Genomic DNA, 23793 nt, shown 5'->3' with positions numbered 1-23793 from the left:
TTCAACTTCTTTTATTTTTGTGAGAGAAACCACTTTCATGAGAAACTATACTTTACTCGCTTTTTTATTATTTTCTATTTCTAATTTCGCTCAAATCAAAGGAACTGTAACCGATGAAAAGGGAAATCCGCTTCCATTTGTTTCTATTTTTCAAGAAGGCACCTATCACGGCACCACTTCTAACGAACAAGGAAAATATCAGCTTAACGTAAAAGAAATTGCGGGAAGCACAATAATTTTTCAATATTTAGGCTATAAAACTCAAAAGAAAATTGTTCTCGCAGCAACAACAACAGTCATTTTGGATGTTCAGCTCCAAGAAGAAAGCTTCGCATTAAATGAAGTTGTGATTGATCCTAAAAATAATCCCGCAAATGCAATTATAAAAAGTGCCATTGCCAATAAAAAAGAAAACTCAGATAAAACAGGAAGATATACCGCCGACTTTTATTCGAAAGGAATGCTTAAAGTCAAAGATCTTCCTAAAAAAATTCTAGGCAAAAAAGTAGAATTGGGCAGCGATATGGGTGCTAATTTAGATTCGACAGGAGCAGGAATTTTATATTTATCTGAAACAATATCTAAAGTTAGTCTTGAAAAACCAAACAAGTTTAAAGAAAACATTATAGCTTCTAAAATTTCTGGAAATAACCGTGGCTACAGTTACAATACAGCAGCATTATCCAATTATGATTTTTATGATAATGCTTTAGATTTTGATGTTAAACTCATCTCTCCTATCGCAGACAATGCTTTTAATTACTACAAATACAAATTAGAAAGCACTTTTTACGACGATAACAATCAGCAGATTAATAAAATTAAAGTCATTCCGAAACGCGATAAAGAACCCGTTTTTGAAGGTTACATTTATATTGTAGACGATAGTTTTGCCATTTATGCCATCGATTTAGATATCAAAGGGTATAGAATGAAAAATGAATTTACTGAAATAATGAATCTAAAACAGAGTTTCAGTTATAACTCCAAAAATAAAATATGGTCCAAAAATGCACAGACACTTTCTTTTAATGCGGGTATTTTTGGCGTAAAGTTTTCTGGAAATTTCAATTATGTTTATTCGAATTATGAATTTCCAGCATCGTTTGAAAAGAAAACTTTCGGAAACGAACTGGTGGCTTTTGACCTCAATGCGAATAAAAAAGATGATGCTTTCTGGAATGAAATTCGTCCGATTCCGTTAACTATGGAAGAAAGCAATGATTACACCAAAAAAGACAGTTTGCAAACCATTAGAAAATCAAAAAAACATACCGATTCTCTAGACGCAAAAAACAATAAATTTAAAGTTTGGGATGTTTTAATGGGTTATGATTATAAAAACACCTTCAAGAAATATTCTTTTGATTATAAAGGTTTGCTAAATATTTCTTCTTTAAGTTTTAATACGGTTCAGGGTTTCAATCTCGATTCTGGTTTCTCTTTTAAAAAATGGGATGAGGAAAAAGGAACAAACACTTCAATAAGCACCACTTTTAATTACGGCTTTTCGGATGAACGTTTTCGTGCCATTGGCGAATTCAGCCATCGATTCAACACGATCAATTACTCTACAATTTGGGGTTCAGGCGGAACAAAAACAGCGCAATTTAATAGCGCACAACCTATTTCTAATTTGATCAACTCTATAAGTTCTTTGTTTTTTAAAGACAACTATATGAAGCTGTACAACTTAGAATTTGTTGAAATCAATTACGGTCAAGATATTGCGAATGGAGTAAATCTTACCGGAAAAATTGGCTACGAACAACGCAAACCACTTTTTAACACCACCGATTATTCGTTCTTTAAAAAAGAGGATCTTTATTCTTCCAATAATCCGTTGGCTCCAGACGATTTTACAACTCCCGCTTTTGATCAGCATCACTTGTTTAAAGCGCTTGTGACAACGAGAATCAACTTTGGCAACAAATACATTTCAAGACCAGACGGCAGATTTAATTTTAAAGATGATAAATATCCGACCGTTTATTTAGCATTCGAAAAAGCATTCGCGACAAGCGAAAAAAAGTACGAATACGAAAGAATAGGTGCTTCTATTCAATATGATTTATCTCTTGGAAATAAAGGTCTTTTAGGAACCAATTTTAGAGGAGGCAAGTTCTTTAATGCAAAAAATATTTCGTTTATCGATTACAGACATTTCAACGGAAACCAAACCCATATAGGAACAAGCGAACGTTATTTGAATGTTTTTAATATGATGCCATACTATTCAAACAGTACAAATGACAGTTATTTTGAAATGCATACTGAATACAATGACACTGGTTTTATCATGAATAAAATTCCGTTATTGAATCTTTTAAAATCGACTATGAATATTGGTTTTCATGCTTTAGCGATTCCAGACAAAAAACCATATTCTGAATTCACTGTTGGTTTAGACAATTTAGGTTTCGGAAAATTTAAATTATTCAGAGTAGATTATGTGCATTCTTATCAAGGAGGAATTCGGCAAAATGGTGTTGTCTTTGGGTTGAAGATTTTGAATGCGTTAGATTAAAAAAAAGATTCTAAGGTTCTAAGGTTCTGAGATGCTAAGATTCTAAGTTTTCTTTTAGTACTTAATATTAATTTTGTCAGGCTAAGCGAAGTCGAAGCCCGCGCAAAGATTTTCAATCTTAAAAAAAATCTGCTTAATTTATAATCTTGTTTTAACTAGATTGTAAATTAAGCAGATTTATAAATTAATCTTTGTCAAAGTTTAAAACTTTGACAAAGAAAAAAACTTAGCATCTTAGCATCTCAGAACCTTAGCATCTTTAACAATGATAATCATCTGGTTCAATATGAATCAAAACATTTCCTAACTGCGGAATTTGTTCTTTTAAAGTATCTTGCAATTTATGAGACAAATCATGTCCTTCTTTTACTGAAATTTTTGCCGAAACTATGGCGTGAAGATCAACATGATAACGCATTCCTGCTTTACGAATAAAACATTTTTCGGTTCCAAGAATTCCTTGAACAGTTAAAGCGACAACACGAATTTCTTCTACTAAATCGTCATTTAGATTTTCATCCATGATTTCGCCAAGCGCTGGTCTGAAAATTTTATAACTGTTATATAAGATAAAAAAAGCGGCAAAAAGCGCAGCCCAATCATCTGCAGATTCGTAACCTTTGCCCATAATTAAGGCAATTGAAATTCCGATAAAAGCAGCCACAGAAGTAATGGCATCACTTCTATGATGCCAAGCATCGGCTGCTAAAGACGAACTATTTGTTTGCTTACTTCTTTTCATTACCAAACGAAAAGAATACTCTTTCCAGATAATAATTGCGCCTAAAACATATAGAGTCCAGGATTTCGGTAAATCGTGCGAAGTCCCAATATTGGCAATACTTTCGTAGCCAATAATTGTTGCTGAAGTAATTAAAAATCCAACAACCAAAAACGTAATAAGAGGTTCTGCGCGACCATGACCATAAGGATGATTTTCGTCTGCCGGTTTATTCGAATATTTGATTCCAAACAGCACCAAGAAGGACGCAAATATATCTGTCGTCGATTCAATCGCATCTGCAATCAAGGCATAAGAATTGCCAAAAAAACCTGCAAGACCTTTTACAAGGGCCAAGCAGGTGTTTCCAACTATACTAAAGATAGTAGCTTTTATAGCTTTTTGTTCGTTTGTCATTTAGACTATTTTTTTTTCGCCACGAATTCTCGAATTATTTTTTATAATCTTTGAAAATAAAAATTTGTGAATTCAAGGCTATCAACTTTTTAAGCTCTCACGATTTTTGCGCCGATTGCTCTCAAACGCTCGTCGATACGCTCGTATCCACGGTCGATTTGTTCGATATTCTGGATCGTGCTTGTTCCTTTTGCAGAAAGCGCCGCAATCAATAATGAGATTCCTGCACGAATATCAGGAGAAGACATTGTAGTTGCTTTCAATTGAGATTCGAAATTATGCCCCATAACCACAGCTCTGTGCGGATCACATAACATAATTTTTGCTCCCATATCGATTAATTTATCCACGAAGAACAAACGGCTTTCGAACATTTTTTGGTGAATTAAAACGTCTCCTTTTGCTTGCGTTGCCACGACTAAAACGATACTTAATAAGTCAGGTGTAAATCCTGGCCATGGAGCATCAGCAATAGTTAAGATAGAACCGTCGATATCTGTTTTCACTTCATATCCATCTTTGTGAGCAGGAATGTAAATATCGTCGTTACGTTTTTCGATTGTGATACCCAATTTTCTGAAAGTATTCGGAATCAAACCTAAATTTTCCCAGCTTACATTTTTGATTGTGATTTCGCTTTTTGTCATAGCTGCAAGACCAATCCAAGAACCAATTTCGATCATATCTGGTAAAATTCTGTGCTCGCAACCTCCAAGGCTTTCAACACCTTCGATAGTCAATAAGTTAGATCCTACTCCAGTGATTTTTGCTCCCATAGAGTTTAGCATTTTACACAATTGCTGTAAATATGGCTCACAAGCAGCGTTGTAAACTGTAGTTGTTCCTTTTGCTAAAACTGCTGCCATTACAATATTTGCAGTTCCAGTTACAGAAGCTTCGTCTAAAAGCATATCTGTTCCAGTTAATCCCTCTTTTGGAGATTCTACTCCGTAAAAATGATCTTCTCTGTTATATCTAAATTTTGCTCCAAGGTTAATAAAACCTTCAAAGTGTGTATCTAATCTACGACGACCGATTTTATCTCCTCCTGGTTTTGGAATATATCCTTTTCCGAAACGAGCCAAAAGCGGACCAACAATCATAATAGAACCACGAAGCGCTCCTCCTTCTTTTTTAAAAGCTTCAGTTTCTAAATATCCAACATTAACTTCGTCAGCTTGAAAAGTGATCGAACCTGGTTCGTTACGTTGAATTTTTACCCCTAAATTACCCAACAAAGTGATTAATTTATTGATGTCTATAATGTCAGGAATGTTATTAATTTTTACTTTCTCTCCTGTTAGAAGCACGGCACATAAAATTTGTAATGCCTCATTTTTTGCTCCTTGCGGAGTGATTTCTCCTTTTAAAGGAGTTCCTCCTTCGATTTTAAAAATTCCCATAGATCTTGTTTAGGTTCTTTCAAAGTTTCTAAGATTCTGAGATTCTAAGATTCTAAGTAAAAAAACTCAGCAACTTAGTAGCTTAGTAGCTTAGCAGCTTTTTTTATATTTTTGTTTTTGTTTATTTTTTAAGCATCTAAGTAAAAAAACTTAGCAACTTAGGGGCTTAGCCTCTTAGCACCTTTTTTTACTTTTGATTATTATTTTTTTGAAATGTCTTTTTTTGACCGCCTTTATTATTGTTTTTGTTATTCTGAGTTTTCGGCTGTATACCAGAAGCTGTTTTATTAGACATGCGTTTATTGGTACGCATTAAATCTGTAGTGTTTAACAGTTCTTCAGTACTGTGCAATAAATTGATTTTGCCTCCCGATAATTCATATAAATGTTCAAAAATTACATCGTCTTTTACGGTGTCTTTGTTCCAGCTCAAAAACGATTTTTTCATGTGGTTGGCGATTACCATGATCAGTGCATTTTTCATTTCGCCTTCTTCCCATTTATTGGCAACATCAATCATATATTTGATATTATTACCATAAAATCTATATTTTGGAAAGTTCTGCGGATACTGCAAAGCATCTGGTTTTAGCTCCAAAACTTCTCTTGACGGAATCGGGTATGGTGATTCTACATTAAGTTTAAAATCAGACATAATAAAAAGCTGATCCCAAAGTTTATGCTGAAAATCTGGAACATCACGCAAATGCGGATTCAGACTTCCCATAACCTGAATGATGTATTTTGCGGCTTTATTGCGCGTTTCATCATCTTCGATTGCAGTTGCCTGATCAATCAATTTTTGCAAATGACGACCGTACTCCGGAATAATTAAACGCTGTCTTTCAGAATTGTATTCTAAATTGAAAACAACGTCACTTGCGGCTTCTCTTTTATATTTTTCGATCATAAGTTTATAATGAAACTATACCTTCTATTGTAGAAACTTCTTTGTATTTACTGATTACATCATCTGAGCTGTGCATAGTAACATCTACAGAAACGCTGGTAAATTTACCAGTTTTTGATTTTGTTGTTTTAATCACCGCTCCCATTCTATCGAAAGCTTTTTCAACACGCTCTACATTATCTGCTACAGAAGGTACAATAAATTTGTACAAATATTCTGCCGGCCAAGTGTTTGCGTTATCAAGCTCCACTTTTAATCTTTCGTAAAATTCGGCTGTATTTTTTTCTTTATCGTTCTCCATTTGTAATTAAAAATAAACGCAAATATACGGTTTTTGATTTTAGATTTCTGAGTTTAGATTTTAGAATTTTTTCGGGGTTAAAACTTTGTTTTAAAGGGACAAAGTTACAAAGGCTCAAAGGTGCATAGAAAAAAGTATTCGAAGATTATTTCTTTGTAAAATTTACGCTTATATTTGAGAAAATAATCCACAGAAATCTCTCGCAAAGTCGCAGAGTCGCAAAGTTTTTTTTTACTAATTAAGCTTTTAAGAAATTACTTTGCGTCTCTGCGACTTTGCGAGATTAAAAAATACTACAATGAAAAAACTCCTTTTACTTTTTATCGCTTTAACAATAAATTCAATTCAAGCACAAGAAGTCAAAACCTTAACCTATTTCCAAAATGACACTTTAAAACTGGATTTAGATCTATATCTGCCTAAGAAAAAAGCTGGCGAAAAAATTCCGTTGATCATGTTCGCTTTCGGTGGTGGATTTTCTGGCGGAGAACGAACAAGCGAAAAAGAATTCGGAAAATTTATGGCTCAAAACGGTTATGCCGTTGCCAGTATTTCGTACAGTTTATATATGAAAGGAAAAGATTTTGGATGCAAAGGAACTTTAATCGAAAAAATAAAAGCAATACAAATTGGTGTGAGCGACATGTGGCAGGCGACAGCTTTCTTAGTTGAGAATGCTGACAAATATAATCTTGACACTTCAAAAATCTTTATTTCTGGAATTAGCGCTGGGGCAGAAATTGGTTTTCACGCTTCGTTCTGGGATTATAAATTAATGAATCTATACAAAAGCAATCTGCCTGATAACTTTAAATACAAAGGTTTCATTGGAGGTTCGGGAGCGATTCAGGATATTAATTTGATTACAAAAGAAAAAGCAATTCCGATGTTATTGGCGCACGGAAGCAATGATGATACGGTTCCATACGCTGCAGGTTCACATCGCTCTTGTCCAACAAATGCTTCTGGCTGGTTGATTCTTTTTGGTTCTTATGCCGTTTATAATCAAATGAACGATTTGCATAAAGACATCGAACTGATTACTTTCTGCGGTGGCGGACATGAATTTTCCGGCTATCTTTTTCACGAAGGACAACAATATGTTTTAGATTTTGTGAATGACGTTCTGAAGGGCAAAAAATTCCAATCACATTTGATTATGCCTTCTAAAAATGGAAAAAGTTCTGAGAAGTATTTGTTTTGTGAGTAATTCTAAAAATAAAGACAATGAATGTTTCTTATAAAAATTTTGAAATTGAAGTTATTGACGATAAAAATTATATTTTAAATTCAAGCAATAATTTACATCAATATCAAAAAGTTTATTGTGAAGAAAATGAATTTCGCTCTAGTAGTAAGCACGCTGTCATTATTAAAGAACATGGAATCGAGATTTCAAGTGCGATAATTTGTGAAACTGAGGGCGCAACAGGAATACATGAAAACTCATGCATTATTGAAGATGATAAAATATGGATTCTAGTTTCCAATAAAATTTACTGTTTAAAGATTCCTTCATTAGAAATTATATGGCAAAAAGAGTTTGATCAATTCACCAACTTTTGTCTTTACAAACTTGAAGAAGATTTCCTTATTCATGGAGAATTGGAAATTTTCAGAATAACAAAAAATGGAGAGATTATTTGGAGTTTTGGAGGAAGAGATATTTGGGTAAATCCTGAAGGCAGTGAAGAGCTTACTATTAAAGATAATGTTATACTTTTAGTAGATTTTGAATCTAATAGATATATTCTTGATTTTGATGGAAAATTATTAGAAGACATCCCAAAACAATAAGAAAGAAATAGATACAGATATTTGGCTAAAGCCAAGATCTACAAATCATTCAACCCGTTGGTTAAAACCCACGGCAATTCAAATAAAAATTGCTCCAACGGAGCAAAATATTTATTGAAAATACAATTTTTACCACATATCAAAAAGCTCCGGAGGAGCGACATATAAATTACTAAAAGTTTGTCGCTCCGCTGAAGTTTTATATTTGTAATGCAAATTTTTTCTTGATTTCCTGCAAGGTTTTCAAAACCTTGTAGGTATTATTTTTCTCTTTTCACCTATTAATAAGTCATATTTAGAAACCTACAAGGTTTTAAAAACCTTGCAAGAGAAAAAAACACAAAATAATTCCAAAAACAAAACCATCTCTCCTTTTTAGCCCTGATGGAAGCGGAAATCCTTTTGCTTTTTCCTTTAAAAAGCAAAAGATTGCAGCGTACAGCAGGAACCCATGACTAGAAAAAATGCCAAATCTTTCGCTTCAAGCAAATATTCTTTTTAATTATAAATAAGTTTAGGTAAATTTGCGCTTTATTTTTAGAATAGTGCAAAAAGAAATTATAGTCTTGCTTGGCGGACCTGGTACTGGAAAATCAACACTTATTAACGAATTGGTAGCTCGTGGCTTTTGCTGCTATCCAGAAATCTCTAGACAGGTTACCATGAAAGCGCAAGAACAAGGCATTGAGCAGTTGTTTCTAGAACAGCCTCTTTTGTTTAGCGAAATGCTATTGGAAGGTCGTATCGATCAATATAAAAATGCTCTTGAAGAACCTGATAATGTGGTTTTTATTGACAGAGGAATTCCAGATGTGGTAGCTTATATGGATTATATTGGCGATGAATATCCGGAAAGTTTCGTTAAAGCATGCGAAGATTATAAATATTCTAAAACTTTTATTTTACCGCCTTGGGAAGAAATTTACCAAAGTGATTCTGAACGTTATGAAAATTTTGATCAGGCAGTAAAAATCCAAGAGCACCTTGTTGAAACTTACAAAAAATATGGTTACGAACTGATTGAAGTTCCTAAAGATACAGTTGAAAACAGAATTCTTTATATCTTAGACAAAATTTAGCGGTATGGTTTAAAGTTGCAAAACTAGAAACTGTTTTCTAAATTTTTAACTTTAAAACCAAAGCAATGCTCGGAGCACAGGATATTCTTCTAAAATACTGGAAACACGACAGTTTTAGACCGTTGCAAAAAGAAATTATCGATTCGGTTCTGGAAGGACAGGATACTTTTGCCGTACTTCCTACGGGCGGCGGAAAATCAATTTGTTTTCAGGTTCCGGCCATGATGCAAGAAGGAATCTGTCTCGTTATTTCGCCTTTGATTGCCTTAATGAAAGACCAGGTGATGAATCTGCAGAAAAGAGACATCAAAGCAATTGCGCTTACGGGCGGAATTCATACCGAAGAATTGATTGATCTTTTGGATAATTGCCAGTACGGAAATTATAAATTCCTCTACTTATCGCCAGAGCGTTTGCAATCGGATTGGATTCTGGAACGTATTAAAAACCTGCCTATCAATTTAATTGCTATTGACGAAGCGCATTGTGTTTCGCAGTGGGGTCATGATTTTAGGCCTGCGTATCTTAAAATTTCGGAATTGAAAAAGTTCTTTCCGAAAATTCCGTTTTTAGCTTTGACCGCTACAGCAACTCCGAGAGTTATTGAAGATATTAGAACGCAGTTAGAATTAAAAAATCCAAGACACTTTCAGCAGTCGTTTGAGCGAAAAAATATCGCTTACATGGTTTTTGAAGTGGAAGATAAATTATACCGCACCGAACAGATTCTTAAAAAAAATCCGCAGCCTTCTATTATATATGTGCGAAATCGCAAAGGGTGTTTAAACATGTCTTCGCAATTGCAATCGTTAGGTTTTACATCAACTTACTATCACGGCGGACTTTCATCTAAAGAAAAAGACAAAAACATGCAGTTGTGGATGTCTGAGCAGGCGCAAGTTATTGTTGCCACGAATGCGTTTGGAATGGGAATTGACAAAGACAATGTAAAAACCGTTATTCATACACAACTTCCAGAAAACTTAGAAAATTATTATCAAGAATCTGGGCGCGCAGGACGAAATGGCGCAAAAGCTTTTTCGGTTCTTTTGTATAACAATTCAGATTCTATTCAGACCGAGCAGCAATTTTTAAATATTTTGCCAGACAAAAAGTTTCTGAAAACGATGTACAACAAACTTTGCAACTACTTTCAGATTGCTTACGGAGAAGGTTTAGACGAAACTTTTTCTTTCAAACTGAATCATTTTTGCAACAAATACGACTTCCCTACTCTTAAAACCTATAATGCTTTACAGTTTCTGAATCAGCAGGGAATTATTACCATGTCTCAGGAGTTTTCAGAAAAAATCAATATTCAGTTTTTGATCGAATCTAAAGAAGTCATTCGATACATGAGTTTAAACCCAAATGACGAAGAAATCATTTTGGCCATTCTAAGAACTTACCCGGGAGTTTATGAGGTAAAATCTAACTTAAACCTGGGATTGATTGCTAAAAAATCAAATCGTTCTGAAGAACAGGTTCTTGCTGTTTTAGAAAAATTAAAAGAAAAAGAAATTATTGAATATAAATCTAAAAATAACGACGCTACAATTTTGTTTAATGAAGTCCGTGAAGATGACCATACTATAAATAGAGTTTCGAAATATTTAGAAAAACAGAATGAAGTTAAAAAAGAACAGCTTTTATCGGTTCTTCATTATATAAAAGACAATAAAACCTGCAAAAACAGATTGGTTTTGGATTATTTTGGAGAAGAAACAAAAGAAAACTGTGGCATCTGTTCGTACTGCATTACACTAAAAGGAAAAATTACCGAGGCCGATTCCATTGCAGATAAGATTTTATCTTTACTCAGAACCGCTTCTCTGACTTCTAGAGAAATAGAAAATCAGATAAAAATGGACACAAAAGACATTTTATCGGTTCTTCAGGAATTGCTCGAAAACAATCATATCATTATACAAGCGAATAATAAATACACTTTAAAATCATAATGGAGAAATTGAGAATTATATTTATGGGAACGCCAGAATTTGCCGTTGGCATTTTGGATACCATTATTAAAAATAACTATGATGTTGTTGGCGTAATTACTGCTGCAGATAAACCAGCAGGACGCGGACAAAAAATAAAATATTCGGCTGTAAAAGAATATGCACTCGCTAACAATCTTACTTTGTTACAGCCAACCAATTTAAAAGACGAAAGTTTCTTAGCCGAACTAAAAGCTTTAAATGCCAATTTACAAATTGTAGTTGCTTTTAGAATGCTGCCAAAAGTAGTTTGGGAAATGCCGAGTTTAGGAACTTTTAATCTTCATGCTTCTTTATTGCCAAATTATCGTGGGGCCGCTCCTATTAACTGGGCTATTATTAATGGCGAAACTAAAACTGGAGTTACGACTTTCTTTATTGATGATAAAATTGATACCGGTGCCATGATTTTAAATTCGGAGATCAATATTGAGCCAGAAGAAACGGCAGGTCAATTGCACGATCGTTTAATGGAATTAGGAAGCACTACTGTAATTGACACTTTAAAAGTTATTGAAAGCGGAAATGTTACCACAACAATCCAAGAAGACAACGACGATATTAAAACCGCTTATAAATTAAATAAAGAAAACTGCAAAATCGACTGGACAAAATCTGGTGCAGAGATTAATAACCTAATTCGAGGATTAAGTCCGTATCCTGCATCTTGGTGTTTTTTAAAAGATCAAAATGAAGAATTAAACATCAAAATTTACGAAGCCAAACTAGTCTCAGAATCACACTCTTATGAGATTGGAAAGCTAATTAGCACTAAAAAAGAAATCAAGATTGCAATAAAAGAAGGCTTTATTCAGTTATTAAGTCTACAATTTCCAGGAAAAAAGAGAATGCTTGCTTCAGAATTATTAAATGGGGTGAGTTTTTCAGAAGCTGCAAAAGTGTATTAAGGTCAGTAAAACAGGGGTTTGTACCTGTTTTTCATCGATGAACAACACTCTTTATGAACAAAAAAAGCAAGTTATTAACAATTTTTGCTAAAAATAAAGAAAACACTTGCACGCAACGGATTTCCTACTAAATTTGTGTATTAACAATTTTTTTTAACCAACAATTAATAACTAATTATTATGAACAAATCAGAATTAATCGATGCTATCGCTGCTGATGCAGGAATTACAAAAGCTGCGGCGAAATTAGCTTTAGAGTCTTTTTTAGGTAATGTAGGAACTACTTTGAAAAAAGGTGGAAGAGTTTCATTAGTAGGTTTCGGATCATGGTCAGTGTCTTCAAGAGCTGCTAGAGACGGTAGAAACCCTCAAACAGGAAAAACTATCAAAATCGCAGCTAAAAACGTTGTAAAATTTAAAGCTGGTGCTGAATTAGAAGGTGCAGTGAACTAAGTAAGAAAGTTCTCTAAACTTATAATATAATTAAAACCTTCCTTCTGGAAGGTTTTTTTATGCGGTTTAACGATTTTTTTTGTGATTTTAATTTTTTTATGATTAAATTTAATAAAAATTGTAACCGTATGATTTCAGAAAAATTAAAAAAAGGACACCTGCTTATTGCCGAGCCTTCAATAATTGGAGATTTATCTTTTAATAGATCGGTAATTTTATTAGCAGACCATAACAAAGAAGGATCAATAGGTTTTATAATTAATAAGCCATTAAAATATACTATTAATGACTTAATACCCGAGATTGATGCTAACTTTAAGATATATAACGGCGGCCCTGTAGAACAAGACAACCTTTATTTTATTCACAATATTCCTGAGTTAATCCCAAATAGTGTTGAGATTTCAAACGGGATTTATTGGGGTGGCGATTTTGAGTCAACCAAGGACTTAATAAACAACGGATCTATTAGCAAAAATAATATTCGTTTTTTCTTAGGTTACACTGGTTGGGAAGAAAATCAGCTTGAGAATGAAATGCAGGGAAACTCTTGGATTATTGCTGATAATAATTACAAAAATAAAATTATCGGAAAATCTACTACCCATTTTTGGAAAGAGCAGATTATTGAGCTTGGCGGCGATTATCTTATTTGGTCTAACGCACCTGAAAATCCATATCTGAATTAATTTTCAGAGATGGATTCATTTAGTCGCTGCACTAATAAATGAGCCAGATTTGTTGTAAACTCCTTTTTTCGATATTTAGTTATCGGCTGTATTCCCATGATTACATTAGTTAGAAATAATTCGTCTGCTTTTTGAAGATCAAACGGCGAAATTATTTCTTCTGACACCTCTATACCTTCTATTTTTTTAGCTAGAGCTAAAATCTGTTTACGCATAATTCCGTTTAAAGCACCTTCTGAAACCGGAGGCGTAATAAGCTTGTTACCCATTACCATAAAAATATTTCCCTGAAGGGCTTCTACAACATTTTTACTATCATTCAGTAAGATACAATTTGCCAAATCATTTTCACTCGCGTAAATACTTCCTGTAATATTAATTATCTTATTGGTCGTTTTAAGAGACGATAATAATTGTTTTGTCACGTAGAAGTCTTTATACAAATCTACTTCGTATTCGTTTGCATTTACGCTATAGGATTTATTTCCAAGAGAAATGGCGTTGATTAAGAATGAAATATCATTGCTTTTTGGAAGATATAAACCGCCATCGTTTCTAAAAACTGTAATTCTTGCTCGTGCTGAAGCCTCAATTCCCTGTTCTTTTACCAAACTAAGAATCTGTTCTTCAAAATACTCCATTGTAAAATCCATCGGAATCATCATTCTAACCACACGCATTGAAGCCATTAATCTAAAATAATGATCTTCAAGGAACAAGATTTTCCCATTGACAATTTTTACTGTTTCGAATATTCCGTCACCATACAAAAAAGCGCGATTTAGAGTTAACATATTGTCTTCCTGCGCTATATTTCCGTTAAAATTAATCATAAAAAAACCCTGAATTTTGTTCAGGGCAAATATAAGGTATAAAATAGACTTTTGCTAAACAGATCCTATAAGATGTTTTAGATCTGAGATCTGATTCTCCCACAATTGTTTAGCTTCGCCTAATTCATCTTTATCGGCAAAATCGACTACCATTAGCGATACATCTTTAGTCAACTCATCGACTAAAATATGAAGTTCAAAAAAGTACTCAGTATCTTTACTGCTATCATCAACCCATTTGAATTTTACTTTTTCTCCAGATTTTTTTGATGCTAGACGCGCTTTTTCTTGTGAATCATTCCACATAAATGTAAAAAATTCACCTCTTGAATTAACATTGTCAGCAAACCATTCTTGTAAACCTGACGGAGTTGATATATATTGATACAATAATTGCGGCGAAGAATTGATCGGAAACTCTATTTCGTAACGTATTTTTGAATCCATGTGCTACTTTAATTTTTTTCGAAATATAAGAATATATGTCCAAAAACAATGCATTTTTAAAAATATTTTTTTTTCTTCATTTTATGCTTGTATGCTTTAATAATATTTATATCTTTGCACCCGCAATCAGGAATTCATGATAGCAGTCCAGGCGAGGTAGCTCAGTTGGTTAGAGCGCAGGATTCATAACCCTGAGGTCACGGGTTCAACTCCCGTCCTCGCTACAGGTAAACACCATTTTTCGAAGTGGTGTTTTTTTTTACCATTACCATCTTAAAAGTTATGGAAGAATTTGTAGTTTACATACTTTATTCTAAAAAATTCGGAAAGAACTATACTGGATTCACTTCCAACTTGATAGAGAGATTTAAATCTCACAATCTTTTGGCAAAAAAAGGTTACACTATCAAGTTTAGACCTTGGGAAATAATCTATGTTGAGTTTTTCAATTCAAAGAATGATGCGATGAAAAGAGAGAAATTTCTAAAAACTGGGATGGGAAGAGAGTTCATAAAAAAATTGATTCAGCAACAACTACAGCAGGATTCTTATCCGCCAACGCGGACACGGGTTCAACTCCCGTCCTCGCTACTAAAAGGTAAAACCTTTAGACAGAAACATTTAAGGTTTTTTTTTCATTATCTTTAAATAAAAAACACTCCTCATTTTATGGAAGGCGAAATAAATTTAAATACTATTTTGGAGAATCTTAATCCTGTTCTTAATGAAGGAAAATATGTTTTTACAAAAGTAGATTCTCTAGAACAGGTTCCTTTTTCAAAAATTTTATTTCTATTTAAAGAAAAAGAATGCATTACTGTAGTATTAGAAAAACATTTTGCAGAAGAGCTTAATCTTCATTTCTCTTATATTGCTTCTTGGATTACTTTAGAAGTTCATTCTTCTTTAGCCGCTGTGGGTTTGACCGCTGTGTTTTCTCAGGCACTAGGAAATTCCAATATTAGTTGCAATGTTGTCGCAGCATACTTACACGACCACATATTTGTTGACGAAAATGACGCTCTGAAAGCAATGGATGTACTTCTGAAATTGAAAGAAGAAAATAAAAATTCTTTGTAATTAAAAAATCAAAAAATAACCATAAAAACTGCCATTAAAATAGTTATTTTGCAGAGGTAATTTATAACATATGGACATAGTAAAATTTAAGATCACATCTAAAACTATAAAAGTAGAAGTACGTAATTCTAATAATTATGTTTTTAATTTCAATACTGCTTTAGATATTGCCAAAGAAGACAAAGATGTTTTATTAAAACTTTACAATGCATTAGATCTTCTTTTTAAGAAAGAGCAAATTAGCGAAAACAAAAACTACATTTCGCCAAATCAAACCAATATATTAGATCAGATTTCTGCAGCAGATTTGGAAATGGAGGATAATTAATTTTATTCGGAGACCCTTTTTTCAAATTAAAAACCATTCCCAGTTAATCCTTTTAACCAATATCAAATGGATAACAAAATCATTTCCGAAAGAATAATTGAGTTAAAAAATGCTGATCTCAAATTGAGGAACAAGCTTATTGAAAACAAAAAACTTTTTGAAGGATATGATGAAGAAATGGAAAAGCTGCATAAACAAAATGCAATAATCTTAAATGAAATCATAAACACAATCGGTTATCCGACGATTGATAAAGTTGGGAAAGAAGCCAGCGAAGCTGCTTGGCTAATCATACAGCATTCTATTGGATCTCCAGATTTTATGAAACGATGTGCGGAGCAATTGCAAAATGCAGTCAAAGAAAATCAAGCAGACCCTATTAATCTTGCCTATTTAACAGATAGAATAGCCACCTTGGAAGTAAATCCACAACTTTACGGAACTCAATTTGATTGGGATGAAAAAGGAAATTTAAGTCCAAATTTATTCGATGACTTACAAATGGTAAATCAAAGAAGACAATCTATCGGACTCAACTCTCTAGAAGAACAAACCGAAATTATTCGAAATCGAATAATACAAGAAAATCAATTACCTCCCGAAGATTTCGAAAAACGAAAACAAGAAGCACTTGAATGGAGAAGAAAAACAGGATGGATAAAATAACTTCAAATCCAACTGTAATTCCCAATTAATTCCTCCTACTGTAAAAAGTCTGCAAACAGTTTGTACCGACTCGAATAAAAACAGTAATTTTATCTGTACCCTTAAAAAAATATTTTTCTGTATCTGTACCCAAATCTTTAAGAGCAATAATTTTGCTAAAAAAAGATATGGAATCTAAAGCAGCTACACAGAAAAAAATAACTTTTAGAGAGGTATATATATTTGACATGGAGATTTTACAAAACATCTTCAATAAAAATAGTAATGTGAAAGCTGAAGATAAAATGCTTTTTGGAATTCCTTTTCTTCTTTGCGAAAAAGACAATAAAATTAATTCGTTTGCTAGTTTAATATTGGATGAAAAGAACGAAATCATATTTCAAATATATGATGACGGAAGTCTGACTAATGAAGACAGAATAATATTTAATGAATACATTCTGAATTTTTTAAAGAAAAAGAGGAATGCAAATTTCAATAACGCCGAACAATTAAGGCAAAGCACAGAACATTTTGTTCACTGCCTGAGCTTTTAGACGCTTAACGGAAAAGAAAAAATGAAAAATCACGAAACATTATATTTTAAAATTGCCAAAATTATTGAGGATCAAATTCACAATGAGACTCTTTCGCTTGGCGACAAACTGCCTTCTGTTAGAAGTGCACAAAAGCTGTATAATGTTAGTTTAAACACCATTAAGCAAGCGTATTTGGAATTGGAGAGCCGTTCGCTTATAGAATCTCGCCCAAAAACAGGATATTATGTGAGTAAAAGTTCGCAGCGAACGACGGCACTTCCCACAATTGCGAGTATAAACAATCACGAAACAAAAAACACCCCTGAAGATCTTATTGATAAAGTTTTCGGCACCATCAATCAAACCGATGTAACACAATTTGCACTCGGATTACCCGGAAAGAATTTTCTTCCAGTTGCTAAACTTAATAAAGGAATCATCAATGCTGTTCGTAATAGAGGCGATGCAGGAACCGCCTACGAACCTGTTCAGGGATCTGAAGAACTTCGACGAGCCATTGCAAAATGGGCATTGGTTATGGAAGGAAAAATTACGGAAGATGATCTTGTAATTACTTCTGGCGCCATGCACGCAATGTACAATGCCCTTATGGCCGTTACATCTCCTGGAGATAGCGTTGCGGTAGAAAGTCCAGCCTATTTTGGAATACTTCAAGCAATTAAGGCATTAGGCCTTAAAGCTGTTGAAATTCCAACCCATCCTTTGTATGGATTAGATCTTGATGCCTTGAAAAAAGTACTGCCTGAGATTAAGGCTTGTTGTTTTGTTACCAATTTCAATAATCCAATGGGATTTCAAATGCCTGATGAAAACAAACGGGAATTGGTAAGGCTAATTACTCAATACAACATTCCGTTAATTGAAGATGATATTTACGGTAATCTTTACTTTGGTTCAGAGCGCCCGAAACCTTGTAAATTTTATGATGAAGCTGGTTTGGTTTTGTGGATCGGATCTGTTTCTAAAACTCTTGCGCCTGGTTATCGTGTTGGTTGGATTGCTCCTGGAAAATTTAAAGACAAAATTATACGTCAAAAGCTGGTTCAAACAGTTTGTAATTCCTCTTTATACTCAGATGTTATTGCAGATTTCTTAGAACACGGACGTTACGATCATCATCTTAGAACATTTAGAAATAAGCTTTATGCTAATTATCTCCAGATTAACCGAGCTGTAGAATCTTATTTCCCGGACAACACTAAAATAGCACAACCAAAAGGAGGTTTTATGTTATGGCTAGAATTAGATGAAAGAATTTCTACAACAGAATTATACAACACTGCCCTAACCCAAAAAATCGTCTTTGCGCCGGGAAGAATTTTTTCGCAGTACAATCAATACAACAACTGCATGAGATTAACGTATGTTTTAGAATGGAATGAACGCGTCGATTCTGATTTGGAAAAATTGGGCAGAATAATAAAAAACAGTATTTAATAGCATTATGAAGAATAAAGACCATGTAGAAATAGTTACTTATAACCCGAAGTATCAAAAAAGTTTTAAGGATTTAAACATAGAGTGGATTTCGACTTATTTTGTAGTTGAACCTAATGACGTAAAAGCACTAGATCATGCCGAAGAATATATTATAAATAAAGGCGGAGAAATATTTTCTGCCATTTTAAATGATGAAGTTTTGGGCGTTTGCTCCTTAATCAAAAGTGATGGAAAAGAGTATGATTACGAATTGGCCAAAATGGCTGTAAGTCCGAAAGCGCAAGGAAAAGGTGTTGGACTATTATTGGCTGAATCGGCAATAAAATGGGCTATAGAACAAGGCGCTTCTAAAATCTATCTGGAAAGCAACACCAAACTGAAACCCGCTATTAAATTGTATGAAAAACTAGGTTTTAAAGAAATAACAGGCATTTCGTCATCTTACGACAGAGTAGATATTCAAATGATGCTTACGCTGAATTCTTAAATATCCCAAAAAAACAAAACCCCTTAAATCTATCTGTGTTTAAGGGGTTTTATTTTTATCCTTATTTAAAAATATTTCGAATGACTTTACCAATCTCCACAAAATCGTCGTGACTGCTTACAGCTCTTTTTTCTGTAGTATTTATTTCTGTTTTGCTAAAAGGATAAATGAGTATATAATTATTATTGCTCGCTCTACTATTAAGCAGATCTGGCACATCCTTCATATGCGGAACATAAGAACGCATTCCTTTATCGGCCATCATAATTATCAATCCAACGTCTTGTCCTAAATCGAAAGCAATTTCTTGAGCTTCTTGCCAAGAACCAATGGTTTCAAATGTAGCTTCAATTGATGCTTTTTTTACAATTCTTTTTAAAATGAGCATGGTTTTGTCTTTTCCGTAGAAACTCATTTTCGCACCAGAATTACGTCCGATATTCCAGATCCTTAACATCGAATGAAAAAATCCAGCATCCATTTCTGCATTTTCAGGTATCAGCACAGCATATTTTTTAATTGTCGATACCGGCTGAACTGCATGATACACCATGAGATTTATATTTTTATTTCGAAGGTATCCGTTGTACAAATTGTATACAAAAGAAGCCGAAAAACCTTTTCCGCCCTGCAGTCCTACAATAAGATCGGTAATTTCTTTTTCTTTAACAACATTACTTATTCCGCTGGCGGTATCATTATCATGGCGCGTAATGGGATTTAGTTTAACATCGGCCGCCGAAGCCGCCTTAACTGCCGATTCTAGAATTTTTTCTGCATTTTTCACCGACGATTCATTTTCTTCTTCATTAATAACATTTACAGCAAAAATTCGATCTGTGTTGGTCGAAGTTTTTACCATAAGTCCCAGATTGACCATTTTATCTACGGTATCTTCATGGTTAAGCGCCAAAAGTATATTTTCTTTTTCTTCACTATTTCCCGATACTTTATTGTCTTTATCTGCATCTGCTATACGCTGGGCAGTTGCCATAGAAACGAAAGAAGATACAGTACAGGAAATCAAAATCAGAAGTATGCTGCCATTTAAAACATGATCGTTTAAAAGTCTTATTGGTTCGCCTGCATCATTTTCTCCAATAATGATATTGTACCCAACCATCACTGATGCTAAAGTTGCCGCAGCAGAAGCCGAACTCATTCCAAAAATCAGTTTACCTTCATCATTGGTCAATTTAAATGTTTTCTGAGTTAAGATTGCTGCAAAATATTTTCCGCCAATTGAAGCAATCAGCATAATTGCAGCTACCCACAAGGTTTCCCAACTTTGTATAAAAGCACTAAAATCAATAAGCATTCCCACACTTATCAAGAAGAAAGGAATAAAAATGGCATTCCCTACAAATTCTACCCTATTCATTAAAGAGGAAGTATGCGGAATCAGTCTGTTTAACGCCAATCCGGCAAAAAATGCTCCAATTATCGATTCAATTCCAGCAAGTTCAGCTAGAAGCGCGGCAAGGTAAATCATTACAATAACAAAAAGATACTGCGAAATTTTATCTTCTACATTCTTAAAAAACCATCGGGCAATTATGGGAAACACTAATAAAACAATCAAAGTGAATAGAACCATCGAAATGGAAAGTTTCAGCCAAAACGCTGTTCCAACTTCTCCTTGCGACATTCCGACTACAACAGCCAAAACAAGAAGAGAAAGAACATCTGTTATCATGGTTCCGCCTACCGTTACATTGACCGCAAGATTTTTAGCAATTCCTAAACTGCTGATCATTGGATATACAATTAAAGTATGCGATGAAAACAAACTGGCAAAAAGCACCGAAGTCAGTAACGAAAAACCTAAAATATAATAACCACCAACAAGTCCTAAAATAAAAGGAACGGCAAAAGTGTAAAGAGAAAAGGTGATGCTCTTCCATTTATTTTTTTTGAAATCGGCCATATCAATTTCCAATCCAGCCAAAAACATAATATACAACAATCCTGTTGTACCCGTCACCACAACGCTGCTGTCTCTTGAAAGCAATCCAAAACCGTTAGGACCAACAACAGCTCCAGCAATGATAAGCCCAAGCAAATGTGGCACCTTAATTTTATTCAATAAAAGAGGAATGCACAAGATGATGATAATTTCGATAAGAAATTTTAAAAGCGGATCTTCTATTGGGAGAGTTATATGATGTATACTCAAAAACATAAATTATTTTTTAGATGGCGTAAGTTCGACCGAGAATTTTGTAGTGCAATTGTCTTGTCCAGTTATGGTCTGCGTTCCTTTAATGACATTTTTTTTGATATCGTCCAATACAACATTAATTTTTATATTGCTTTTAGCAGAACTCTCTTTGGCTGAATCGAGTACTATTTTATTGACTAAATATTGTCCTCTAAAAACTCTCTTAATCTGATTATTGCTCAATACATTCGCGTACATTCCTGTAGAATCTGATGCAAATTCCCAGACTTCTGTACGCTGATCTCCAATAACATAATTACTGCAATTGGATTCTCGGCAAATCATTTTACTGTTCCATTTAATCTTTAGGCTATCTGGCCAAGTCTGAATCTTGGGCACCGAATCTTTTATCTGTACAGCCAATTGAAGACTGTCTTTCATCTTCAACAATAATTCATATTCGGCTTCTTTGTCGGCAAATTTCTGTTCGCGTTCCAGAAGCGCGTTTTCTCTTTGTGTGAGTTCTTGTTCTTTTTTATTATCACAGGAAATCAAAAAAGGAATAAGGATTAAAACTAAAAGTCTTTGCAAAGTCATAGCAGTTAATTTTTGTAACCAACAATTTAAGGATAAAAATCGGTTTATCGCAGTAATGGCTCGAAAAACACCAATACTAACATTGCTTTTCCTTTGCTAATTTGTTTTTATACATAAAAAAAGAAGCGTATAAATTGTAACATTTATTATGCAAAAGCGTCAAATCTTAAATTAAATTACGGTTCTTTGTAACTTATTACATTCTCACTTGGGACAACTCAATTTCTGAATACAATAATATTGACTCCAATGAGTTTAGAACTAGGAAGCTAGTCACGATATTTTCGTTATGGACAATAAAAAATTTATTTTAAGTTTAAAAAAAGGTAATGAAGCAGCTTTCAAAGAAGTCTACTTCAACTATTACGATAAACTTATAAATATTGCCAAACGATTCCATTCTTCTGTACTTACTCCCGAAGATTTTGTTCAGGAAACCTTCATAAGATTATACAATAAAAGAGAACTGCTTAACGAAGAGGTACTGTTCGATAAACAGATCTTTACTATCTGCAAGAACATCATTATCAATCATGTTAATAGAGAAAATAAAATAATACAGCTTGATCCTTCTCAAGTTGAAATGCTAGATGAAGAAACTGACACTGGAATTTTTGAAGAAAGACAAGAAAAACTACAAAATTTCATAAATCAGCTGCCCGAGCAGCAGCAAAAAATATTCACTTTACACAAACTGGAAAACCTTAGCTATAAGGAGATTGCAGAAATAACGGATCTTTCTGAAAAGACCATTGCCAATCATATTTATCTCGCCAGTAAATTTATTCGAAAAAAAATCGAAAACCATTAGGAACTTTTTAGTTCTCGTTTGTTATACTAAAAAACAAGAACTAAAAATGCATATCGAAGCGTATAAAACTAATGTAAAAACAAAGAAAGATGCAAGTTTACTTGTAGCTTATTTACAGTTTATTATTTCTGATTGTATCATAAATTTTGATCGTCAAGGACAAGAAAATATCCTTAAAATCGAAACTAATCGAGACATTAAAGAAATGGTTTACGGTGTTTTTAACAAACAAGGATTTCATTGTCAAATCATTTACACCTAAAAAAATGGATCAGGAAAAATTTGACGAGGAATTTAAAAAGTTATGGGAAGAGTCTCCCCTTTCTCATTCGGACAGCGAAAAACAAGCTTCGTGGGAACAATTCCATGCTAAAACATTTTCTGAGAAGAAAAGGAAATTTAAACCTTGGCATCTTTATGCGGCGGCTTCTGTTTTACTTTTTACACTTATTGGAACTGGAATTTATTTCAACCAGGAAACTGCTGCTGAAAATATAGTTCTTGCCGAAAATGTAATCGAAAATACTACCTCAGCCATAAAGTATGTTGTTTTGCCAGATAGTTCAAAAGTAGAATTAGGTCCGAATTCTAAAATTTCTTTTGGGCAGAATTTTGCCTTGAACAGAAAAATTCAAATTGATGGTGAGGCTTATTTTAAAGTTAAAAAAGACAAACAGCATCCTTTTCAGGTTTTCTGCGATGAAACGACAACTACCGTTTTAGGAACTTCTTTTACGGTTAAAGAATCTGAAAATGAAGAAGTGACCGTTGAACTTTTTGAAGGAAGCGTTCAAATGAATGTAAAAGGCCAAAATCAAAAATGGATTTTGAAACCTGGTGATAAATTTACCTACGGAAACCAAACGGCTTCAGTAACAGAATTTAGCAGATTTATAGATTTTGATAACGAAAAACTGTCGATTATCAGTCAATACATTGAAGAAAACTATGGCTATAAAGTCAATATTCCGAAAGAAAATCTTGATCAGAAAATTACAATCCGAATCAATAAAAAAGAGGATTTAAAAACAATTTTACAATTAATATCAGAAATGTATAACCTAAATTTTGAAATAAATGAAGATTTAAAACAGATCACTTTTCAATAAAAAACAAGAAAGGATGTAAGCCGCGAAACTCCACATCCTCCTAATATTCAGGATAACACGAGGTTATTCCATTTAATAATATTCAAAAAT

The 23793-nt window shown here is 33.6% G+C and carries 26 protein-coding genes and 1 tRNA gene; 19 read left to right on the top strand and 8 right to left on the bottom strand.

Translation table 11 applies throughout. The features are described from left to right. Positions 1 to 37: 37 nt before the first annotated feature. Entirely contained in the window at positions 38 to 2527 is a 2490-nt protein-coding gene (locus tag SOM12_RS09205; protein ID WP_320493159.1) for a DUF5686 and carboxypeptidase regulatory-like domain-containing protein, read from the top strand. 259 nt (positions 2528 to 2786) lie between these two features. On the opposite strand, the gene SOM12_RS09200 is transcribed toward SOM12_RS09205, so the two are convergent. The 4 genes from SOM12_RS09200 to SOM12_RS09185 form a co-directional block, all read right to left on the bottom strand. Beyond that, positions 2787 to 3665, bottom strand: coding sequence for a cation diffusion facilitator family transporter (locus SOM12_RS09200; RefSeq protein WP_095929491.1), 879 nt, complete (start codon positions 3663 to 3665; stop codon positions 2787 to 2789). An 89-nt stretch (positions 3666 to 3754) separates the two neighbouring features. Continuing rightward, complete coding sequence (gene murA, locus SOM12_RS09195; RefSeq protein WP_095929490.1) at positions 3755 to 5068, bottom strand: UDP-N-acetylglucosamine 1-carboxyvinyltransferase; 1314 nt, start codon at positions 5066 to 5068, stop codon at positions 3755 to 3757. Positions 5069 to 5255: 187 nt separating this feature from the next. Further along, on the bottom strand, positions 5256 to 5978 hold the full coding sequence (locus tag SOM12_RS09190; protein WP_095929489.1) for a DUF4290 domain-containing protein: 723 nt from the start codon (positions 5976 to 5978) through the stop codon (positions 5256 to 5258). 4 nt (positions 5979 to 5982) lie between these two features. Then, complete coding sequence (locus SOM12_RS09185; protein ID WP_066033683.1) at positions 5983 to 6279, bottom strand: DUF493 family protein; 297 nt, start codon at positions 6277 to 6279, stop codon at positions 5983 to 5985. A gap of 298 nt (positions 6280 to 6577) precedes the next feature. On the opposite strand from SOM12_RS09185, the gene SOM12_RS09180 reads away from it, so the two are divergent. The 7 genes from SOM12_RS09180 to SOM12_RS09150 all read left to right on the top strand — a co-directional run bounded on the left by SOM12_RS09180 (position 6578) and on the right by SOM12_RS09150 (position 13205). Then, a complete protein-coding gene (locus SOM12_RS09180; protein ID WP_320493158.1) occupies positions 6578 to 7489 on the top strand; it encodes an alpha/beta hydrolase in 912 nt (303 codons plus the stop codon). A 17-nt stretch (positions 7490 to 7506) separates the two neighbouring features. Continuing rightward, positions 7507 to 8076, top strand: a complete 570-nt coding sequence (locus SOM12_RS09175) for a hypothetical protein (RefSeq protein WP_320493157.1) — start codon at positions 7507 to 7509, stop codon at positions 8074 to 8076. A 545-nt stretch (positions 8077 to 8621) separates the two neighbouring features. Beyond that, a complete protein-coding gene (locus tag SOM12_RS09170; protein ID WP_250837272.1) occupies positions 8622 to 9155 on the top strand; it encodes an AAA family ATPase in 534 nt (177 codons plus the stop codon). A gap of 65 nt (positions 9156 to 9220) precedes the next feature. Continuing rightward, the gene (locus SOM12_RS09165; protein ID WP_320493156.1) at positions 9221 to 11116 is read left to right on the top strand and encodes an ATP-dependent DNA helicase RecQ; all 1896 of its coding nucleotides are present in this window, start codon (positions 9221 to 9223) and stop codon (positions 11114 to 11116) included. After that, positions 11116 to 12063 (top strand): methionyl-tRNA formyltransferase, encoded by a 948-nt coding sequence (gene fmt, locus SOM12_RS09160; RefSeq protein ID WP_320493155.1) that lies wholly within the window; start codon positions 11116 to 11118, stop codon positions 12061 to 12063. Before SOM12_RS09165 ends, fmt begins: the two co-directional genes overlap by 1 nt. 180 nt (positions 12064 to 12243) lie before the next feature. Continuing rightward, a complete protein-coding gene (locus SOM12_RS09155) occupies positions 12244 to 12516 on the top strand; it encodes an HU family DNA-binding protein (protein WP_008464760.1) in 273 nt (90 codons plus the stop codon). Between the two features lie 128 nt (positions 12517 to 12644). Further along, complete coding sequence (locus SOM12_RS09150; protein WP_008464759.1) at positions 12645 to 13205, top strand: YqgE/AlgH family protein; 561 nt, start codon at positions 12645 to 12647, stop codon at positions 13203 to 13205. Here the strand turns inward: SOM12_RS09150 and SOM12_RS09145 are convergent. Both SOM12_RS09145 and SOM12_RS09140 read right to left on the bottom strand, forming a co-directional pair. After that, entirely contained in the window at positions 13202 to 14038 is an 837-nt protein-coding gene (locus tag SOM12_RS09145) for an aminotransferase class IV (protein WP_320493154.1), read from the bottom strand. The two genes, SOM12_RS09150 and SOM12_RS09145, sit on opposite strands and share 4 nt — an antisense overlap. 54 nt (positions 14039 to 14092) lie before the next feature. Next, the gene (locus SOM12_RS09140) at positions 14093 to 14485 is read right to left on the bottom strand and encodes an START-like domain-containing protein (protein WP_095929482.1); all 393 of its coding nucleotides are present in this window, start codon (positions 14483 to 14485) and stop codon (positions 14093 to 14095) included. 150 nt (positions 14486 to 14635) lie between these two features. Between SOM12_RS09140 and SOM12_RS09135 the strand changes: the two genes are divergently transcribed. The 8 genes from SOM12_RS09135 to SOM12_RS09100 all read left to right on the top strand — a co-directional run bounded on the left by SOM12_RS09135 (position 14636) and on the right by SOM12_RS09100 (position 19025). Beyond that, positions 14636 to 14709, top strand: a tRNA-Met gene (locus tag SOM12_RS09135). A gap of 58 nt (positions 14710 to 14767) precedes the next feature. Beyond that, the gene (locus SOM12_RS09130; RefSeq protein WP_320493153.1) at positions 14768 to 15133 is read left to right on the top strand and encodes a GIY-YIG nuclease family protein; all 366 of its coding nucleotides are present in this window, start codon (positions 14768 to 14770) and stop codon (positions 15131 to 15133) included. A 21-nt stretch (positions 15134 to 15154) separates the two neighbouring features. Next, complete coding sequence (locus SOM12_RS09125; RefSeq protein ID WP_320493152.1) at positions 15155 to 15565, top strand: ACT domain-containing protein; 411 nt, start codon at positions 15155 to 15157, stop codon at positions 15563 to 15565. Positions 15566 to 15635: 70 nt separating this feature from the next. Continuing rightward, positions 15636 to 15893 carry a hypothetical protein gene (locus SOM12_RS09120; RefSeq protein WP_320493151.1) on the top strand — a complete coding sequence of 86 codons (258 nt, stop codon included), beginning with the start codon at positions 15636 to 15638 and terminating at the stop codon, positions 15891 to 15893. Positions 15894 to 15959: 66 nt separating this feature from the next. Continuing rightward, positions 15960 to 16559: a DUF6624 domain-containing protein gene (locus SOM12_RS09115; protein ID WP_320493150.1), complete on the top strand. Its 600-nt coding sequence runs from the start codon at positions 15960 to 15962 to the stop codon at positions 16557 to 16559. Between the two features lie 167 nt (positions 16560 to 16726). Further along, complete coding sequence (locus SOM12_RS09110) at positions 16727 to 17095, top strand: hypothetical protein (RefSeq protein ID WP_320493149.1); 369 nt, start codon at positions 16727 to 16729, stop codon at positions 17093 to 17095. A 21-nt stretch (positions 17096 to 17116) separates the two neighbouring features. Next, positions 17117 to 18535 (top strand): PLP-dependent aminotransferase family protein, encoded by a 1419-nt coding sequence (locus SOM12_RS09105; protein ID WP_320493148.1) that lies wholly within the window; start codon positions 17117 to 17119, stop codon positions 18533 to 18535. Positions 18536 to 18542: 7 nt separating this feature from the next. Next, a complete protein-coding gene (locus SOM12_RS09100; RefSeq protein WP_320493147.1) occupies positions 18543 to 19025 on the top strand; it encodes a GNAT family N-acetyltransferase in 483 nt (160 codons plus the stop codon). Between the two features lie 61 nt (positions 19026 to 19086). Here SOM12_RS09100 and SOM12_RS09095 read toward each other — a convergent pair whose 3' ends face one another. Together SOM12_RS09095 and SOM12_RS09090 are read right to left on the bottom strand one after the other, a co-directional pair. Continuing rightward, on the bottom strand, positions 19087 to 21207 hold the full coding sequence (locus SOM12_RS09095; protein ID WP_320493146.1) for a cation:proton antiporter: 2121 nt from the start codon (positions 21205 to 21207) through the stop codon (positions 19087 to 19089). A 3-nt stretch (positions 21208 to 21210) separates the two neighbouring features. Beyond that, on the bottom strand, positions 21211 to 21783 hold the full coding sequence (locus SOM12_RS09090) for a hypothetical protein (RefSeq protein ID WP_320493145.1): 573 nt from the start codon (positions 21781 to 21783) through the stop codon (positions 21211 to 21213). 289 nt (positions 21784 to 22072) lie between these two features. Between SOM12_RS09090 and SOM12_RS09085 the strand changes: the two genes are divergently transcribed. Genes SOM12_RS09085 through SOM12_RS09075 form a run of 3 tightly spaced genes read left to right on the top strand, consistent with a single transcriptional unit; the run spans position 22073 to position 23703 of the window. Beyond that, positions 22073 to 22594: an RNA polymerase sigma factor gene (locus SOM12_RS09085; RefSeq protein ID WP_320493144.1), complete on the top strand. Its 522-nt coding sequence runs from the start codon at positions 22073 to 22075 to the stop codon at positions 22592 to 22594. Between the two features lie 46 nt (positions 22595 to 22640). Next, the gene (locus SOM12_RS09080) at positions 22641 to 22856 is read left to right on the top strand and encodes a hypothetical protein (RefSeq protein ID WP_250837282.1); all 216 of its coding nucleotides are present in this window, start codon (positions 22641 to 22643) and stop codon (positions 22854 to 22856) included. 4 nt (positions 22857 to 22860) lie between these two features. After that, on the top strand, positions 22861 to 23703 hold the full coding sequence (locus SOM12_RS09075) for a FecR family protein (protein ID WP_320493143.1): 843 nt from the start codon (positions 22861 to 22863) through the stop codon (positions 23701 to 23703). Positions 23704 to 23793 lie beyond the last annotated feature (90 nt).

The sequence above is a fragment of the Flavobacterium sp. CFBP9031 genome (assembly GCF_034044945.1).
GTDB lineage: Bacteria > Bacteroidota > Bacteroidia > Flavobacteriales > Flavobacteriaceae > Flavobacterium.
This window is presented reverse-complemented; position numbering and strand designations above follow the sequence as displayed.

Bases quoted from the DNA above. Each gene is read 5' to 3' on its own strand.
- SOM12_RS09205 (WP_320493159.1), top strand. From the start codon at position 38: ATGAGAAACTATACTTTACTCGCTTTTTTATTATTTTCTATTTCTAAT.
- SOM12_RS09200 (WP_095929491.1), bottom strand. From the start codon at position 3,665: ATGACAAACGAACAAAAAGCTATAAAAGCTACTATCTTTAGTATAGTT.
- murA (WP_095929490.1), bottom strand. From the start codon at position 5,068: ATGGGAATTTTTAAAATCGAAGGAGGAACTCCTTTAAAAGGAGAAATC.
- SOM12_RS09190 (WP_095929489.1), bottom strand. From the start codon at position 5,978: ATGATCGAAAAATATAAAAGAGAAGCCGCAAGTGACGTTGTTTTCAAT.
- SOM12_RS09185 (WP_066033683.1), bottom strand. From the start codon at position 6,279: ATGGAGAACGATAAAGAAAAAAATACAGCCGAATTTTACGAAAGATTA.
- SOM12_RS09180 (WP_320493158.1), top strand. From the start codon at position 6,578: ATGAAAAAACTCCTTTTACTTTTTATCGCTTTAACAATAAATTCAATT.
- SOM12_RS09175 (WP_320493157.1), top strand. From the start codon at position 7,507: ATGAATGTTTCTTATAAAAATTTTGAAATTGAAGTTATTGACGATAAA.
- SOM12_RS09165 (WP_320493156.1), top strand. From the start codon at position 9,221: ATGCTCGGAGCACAGGATATTCTTCTAAAATACTGGAAACACGACAGT.
- fmt (WP_320493155.1), top strand. From the start codon at position 11,116: ATGGAGAAATTGAGAATTATATTTATGGGAACGCCAGAATTTGCCGTT.
- SOM12_RS09155 (WP_008464760.1), top strand. From the start codon at position 12,244: ATGAACAAATCAGAATTAATCGATGCTATCGCTGCTGATGCAGGAATT.
- SOM12_RS09150 (WP_008464759.1), top strand. From the start codon at position 12,645: ATGATTTCAGAAAAATTAAAAAAAGGACACCTGCTTATTGCCGAGCCT.
- SOM12_RS09145 (WP_320493154.1), bottom strand. From the start codon at position 14,038: ATGATTAATTTTAACGGAAATATAGCGCAGGAAGACAATATGTTAACT.
- SOM12_RS09140 (WP_095929482.1), bottom strand. From the start codon at position 14,485: ATGGATTCAAAAATACGTTACGAAATAGAGTTTCCGATCAATTCTTCG.
- SOM12_RS09130 (WP_320493153.1), top strand. From the start codon at position 14,768: ATGGAAGAATTTGTAGTTTACATACTTTATTCTAAAAAATTCGGAAAG.
- SOM12_RS09125 (WP_320493152.1), top strand. From the start codon at position 15,155: ATGGAAGGCGAAATAAATTTAAATACTATTTTGGAGAATCTTAATCCT.
- SOM12_RS09120 (WP_320493151.1), top strand. From the start codon at position 15,636: ATGGACATAGTAAAATTTAAGATCACATCTAAAACTATAAAAGTAGAA.
- SOM12_RS09115 (WP_320493150.1), top strand. From the start codon at position 15,960: ATGGATAACAAAATCATTTCCGAAAGAATAATTGAGTTAAAAAATGCT.
- SOM12_RS09110 (WP_320493149.1), top strand. From the start codon at position 16,727: ATGGAATCTAAAGCAGCTACACAGAAAAAAATAACTTTTAGAGAGGTA.
- SOM12_RS09105 (WP_320493148.1), top strand. From the start codon at position 17,117: ATGAAAAATCACGAAACATTATATTTTAAAATTGCCAAAATTATTGAG.
- SOM12_RS09100 (WP_320493147.1), top strand. From the start codon at position 18,543: ATGAAGAATAAAGACCATGTAGAAATAGTTACTTATAACCCGAAGTAT.
- SOM12_RS09095 (WP_320493146.1), bottom strand. From the start codon at position 21,207: ATGTTTTTGAGTATACATCATATAACTCTCCCAATAGAAGATCCGCTT.
- SOM12_RS09090 (WP_320493145.1), bottom strand. From the start codon at position 21,783: ATGACTTTGCAAAGACTTTTAGTTTTAATCCTTATTCCTTTTTTGATT.
- SOM12_RS09085 (WP_320493144.1), top strand. From the start codon at position 22,073: ATGGACAATAAAAAATTTATTTTAAGTTTAAAAAAAGGTAATGAAGCA.
- SOM12_RS09080 (WP_250837282.1), top strand. From the start codon at position 22,641: ATGCATATCGAAGCGTATAAAACTAATGTAAAAACAAAGAAAGATGCA.
- SOM12_RS09075 (WP_320493143.1), top strand. From the start codon at position 22,861: ATGGATCAGGAAAAATTTGACGAGGAATTTAAAAAGTTATGGGAAGAG.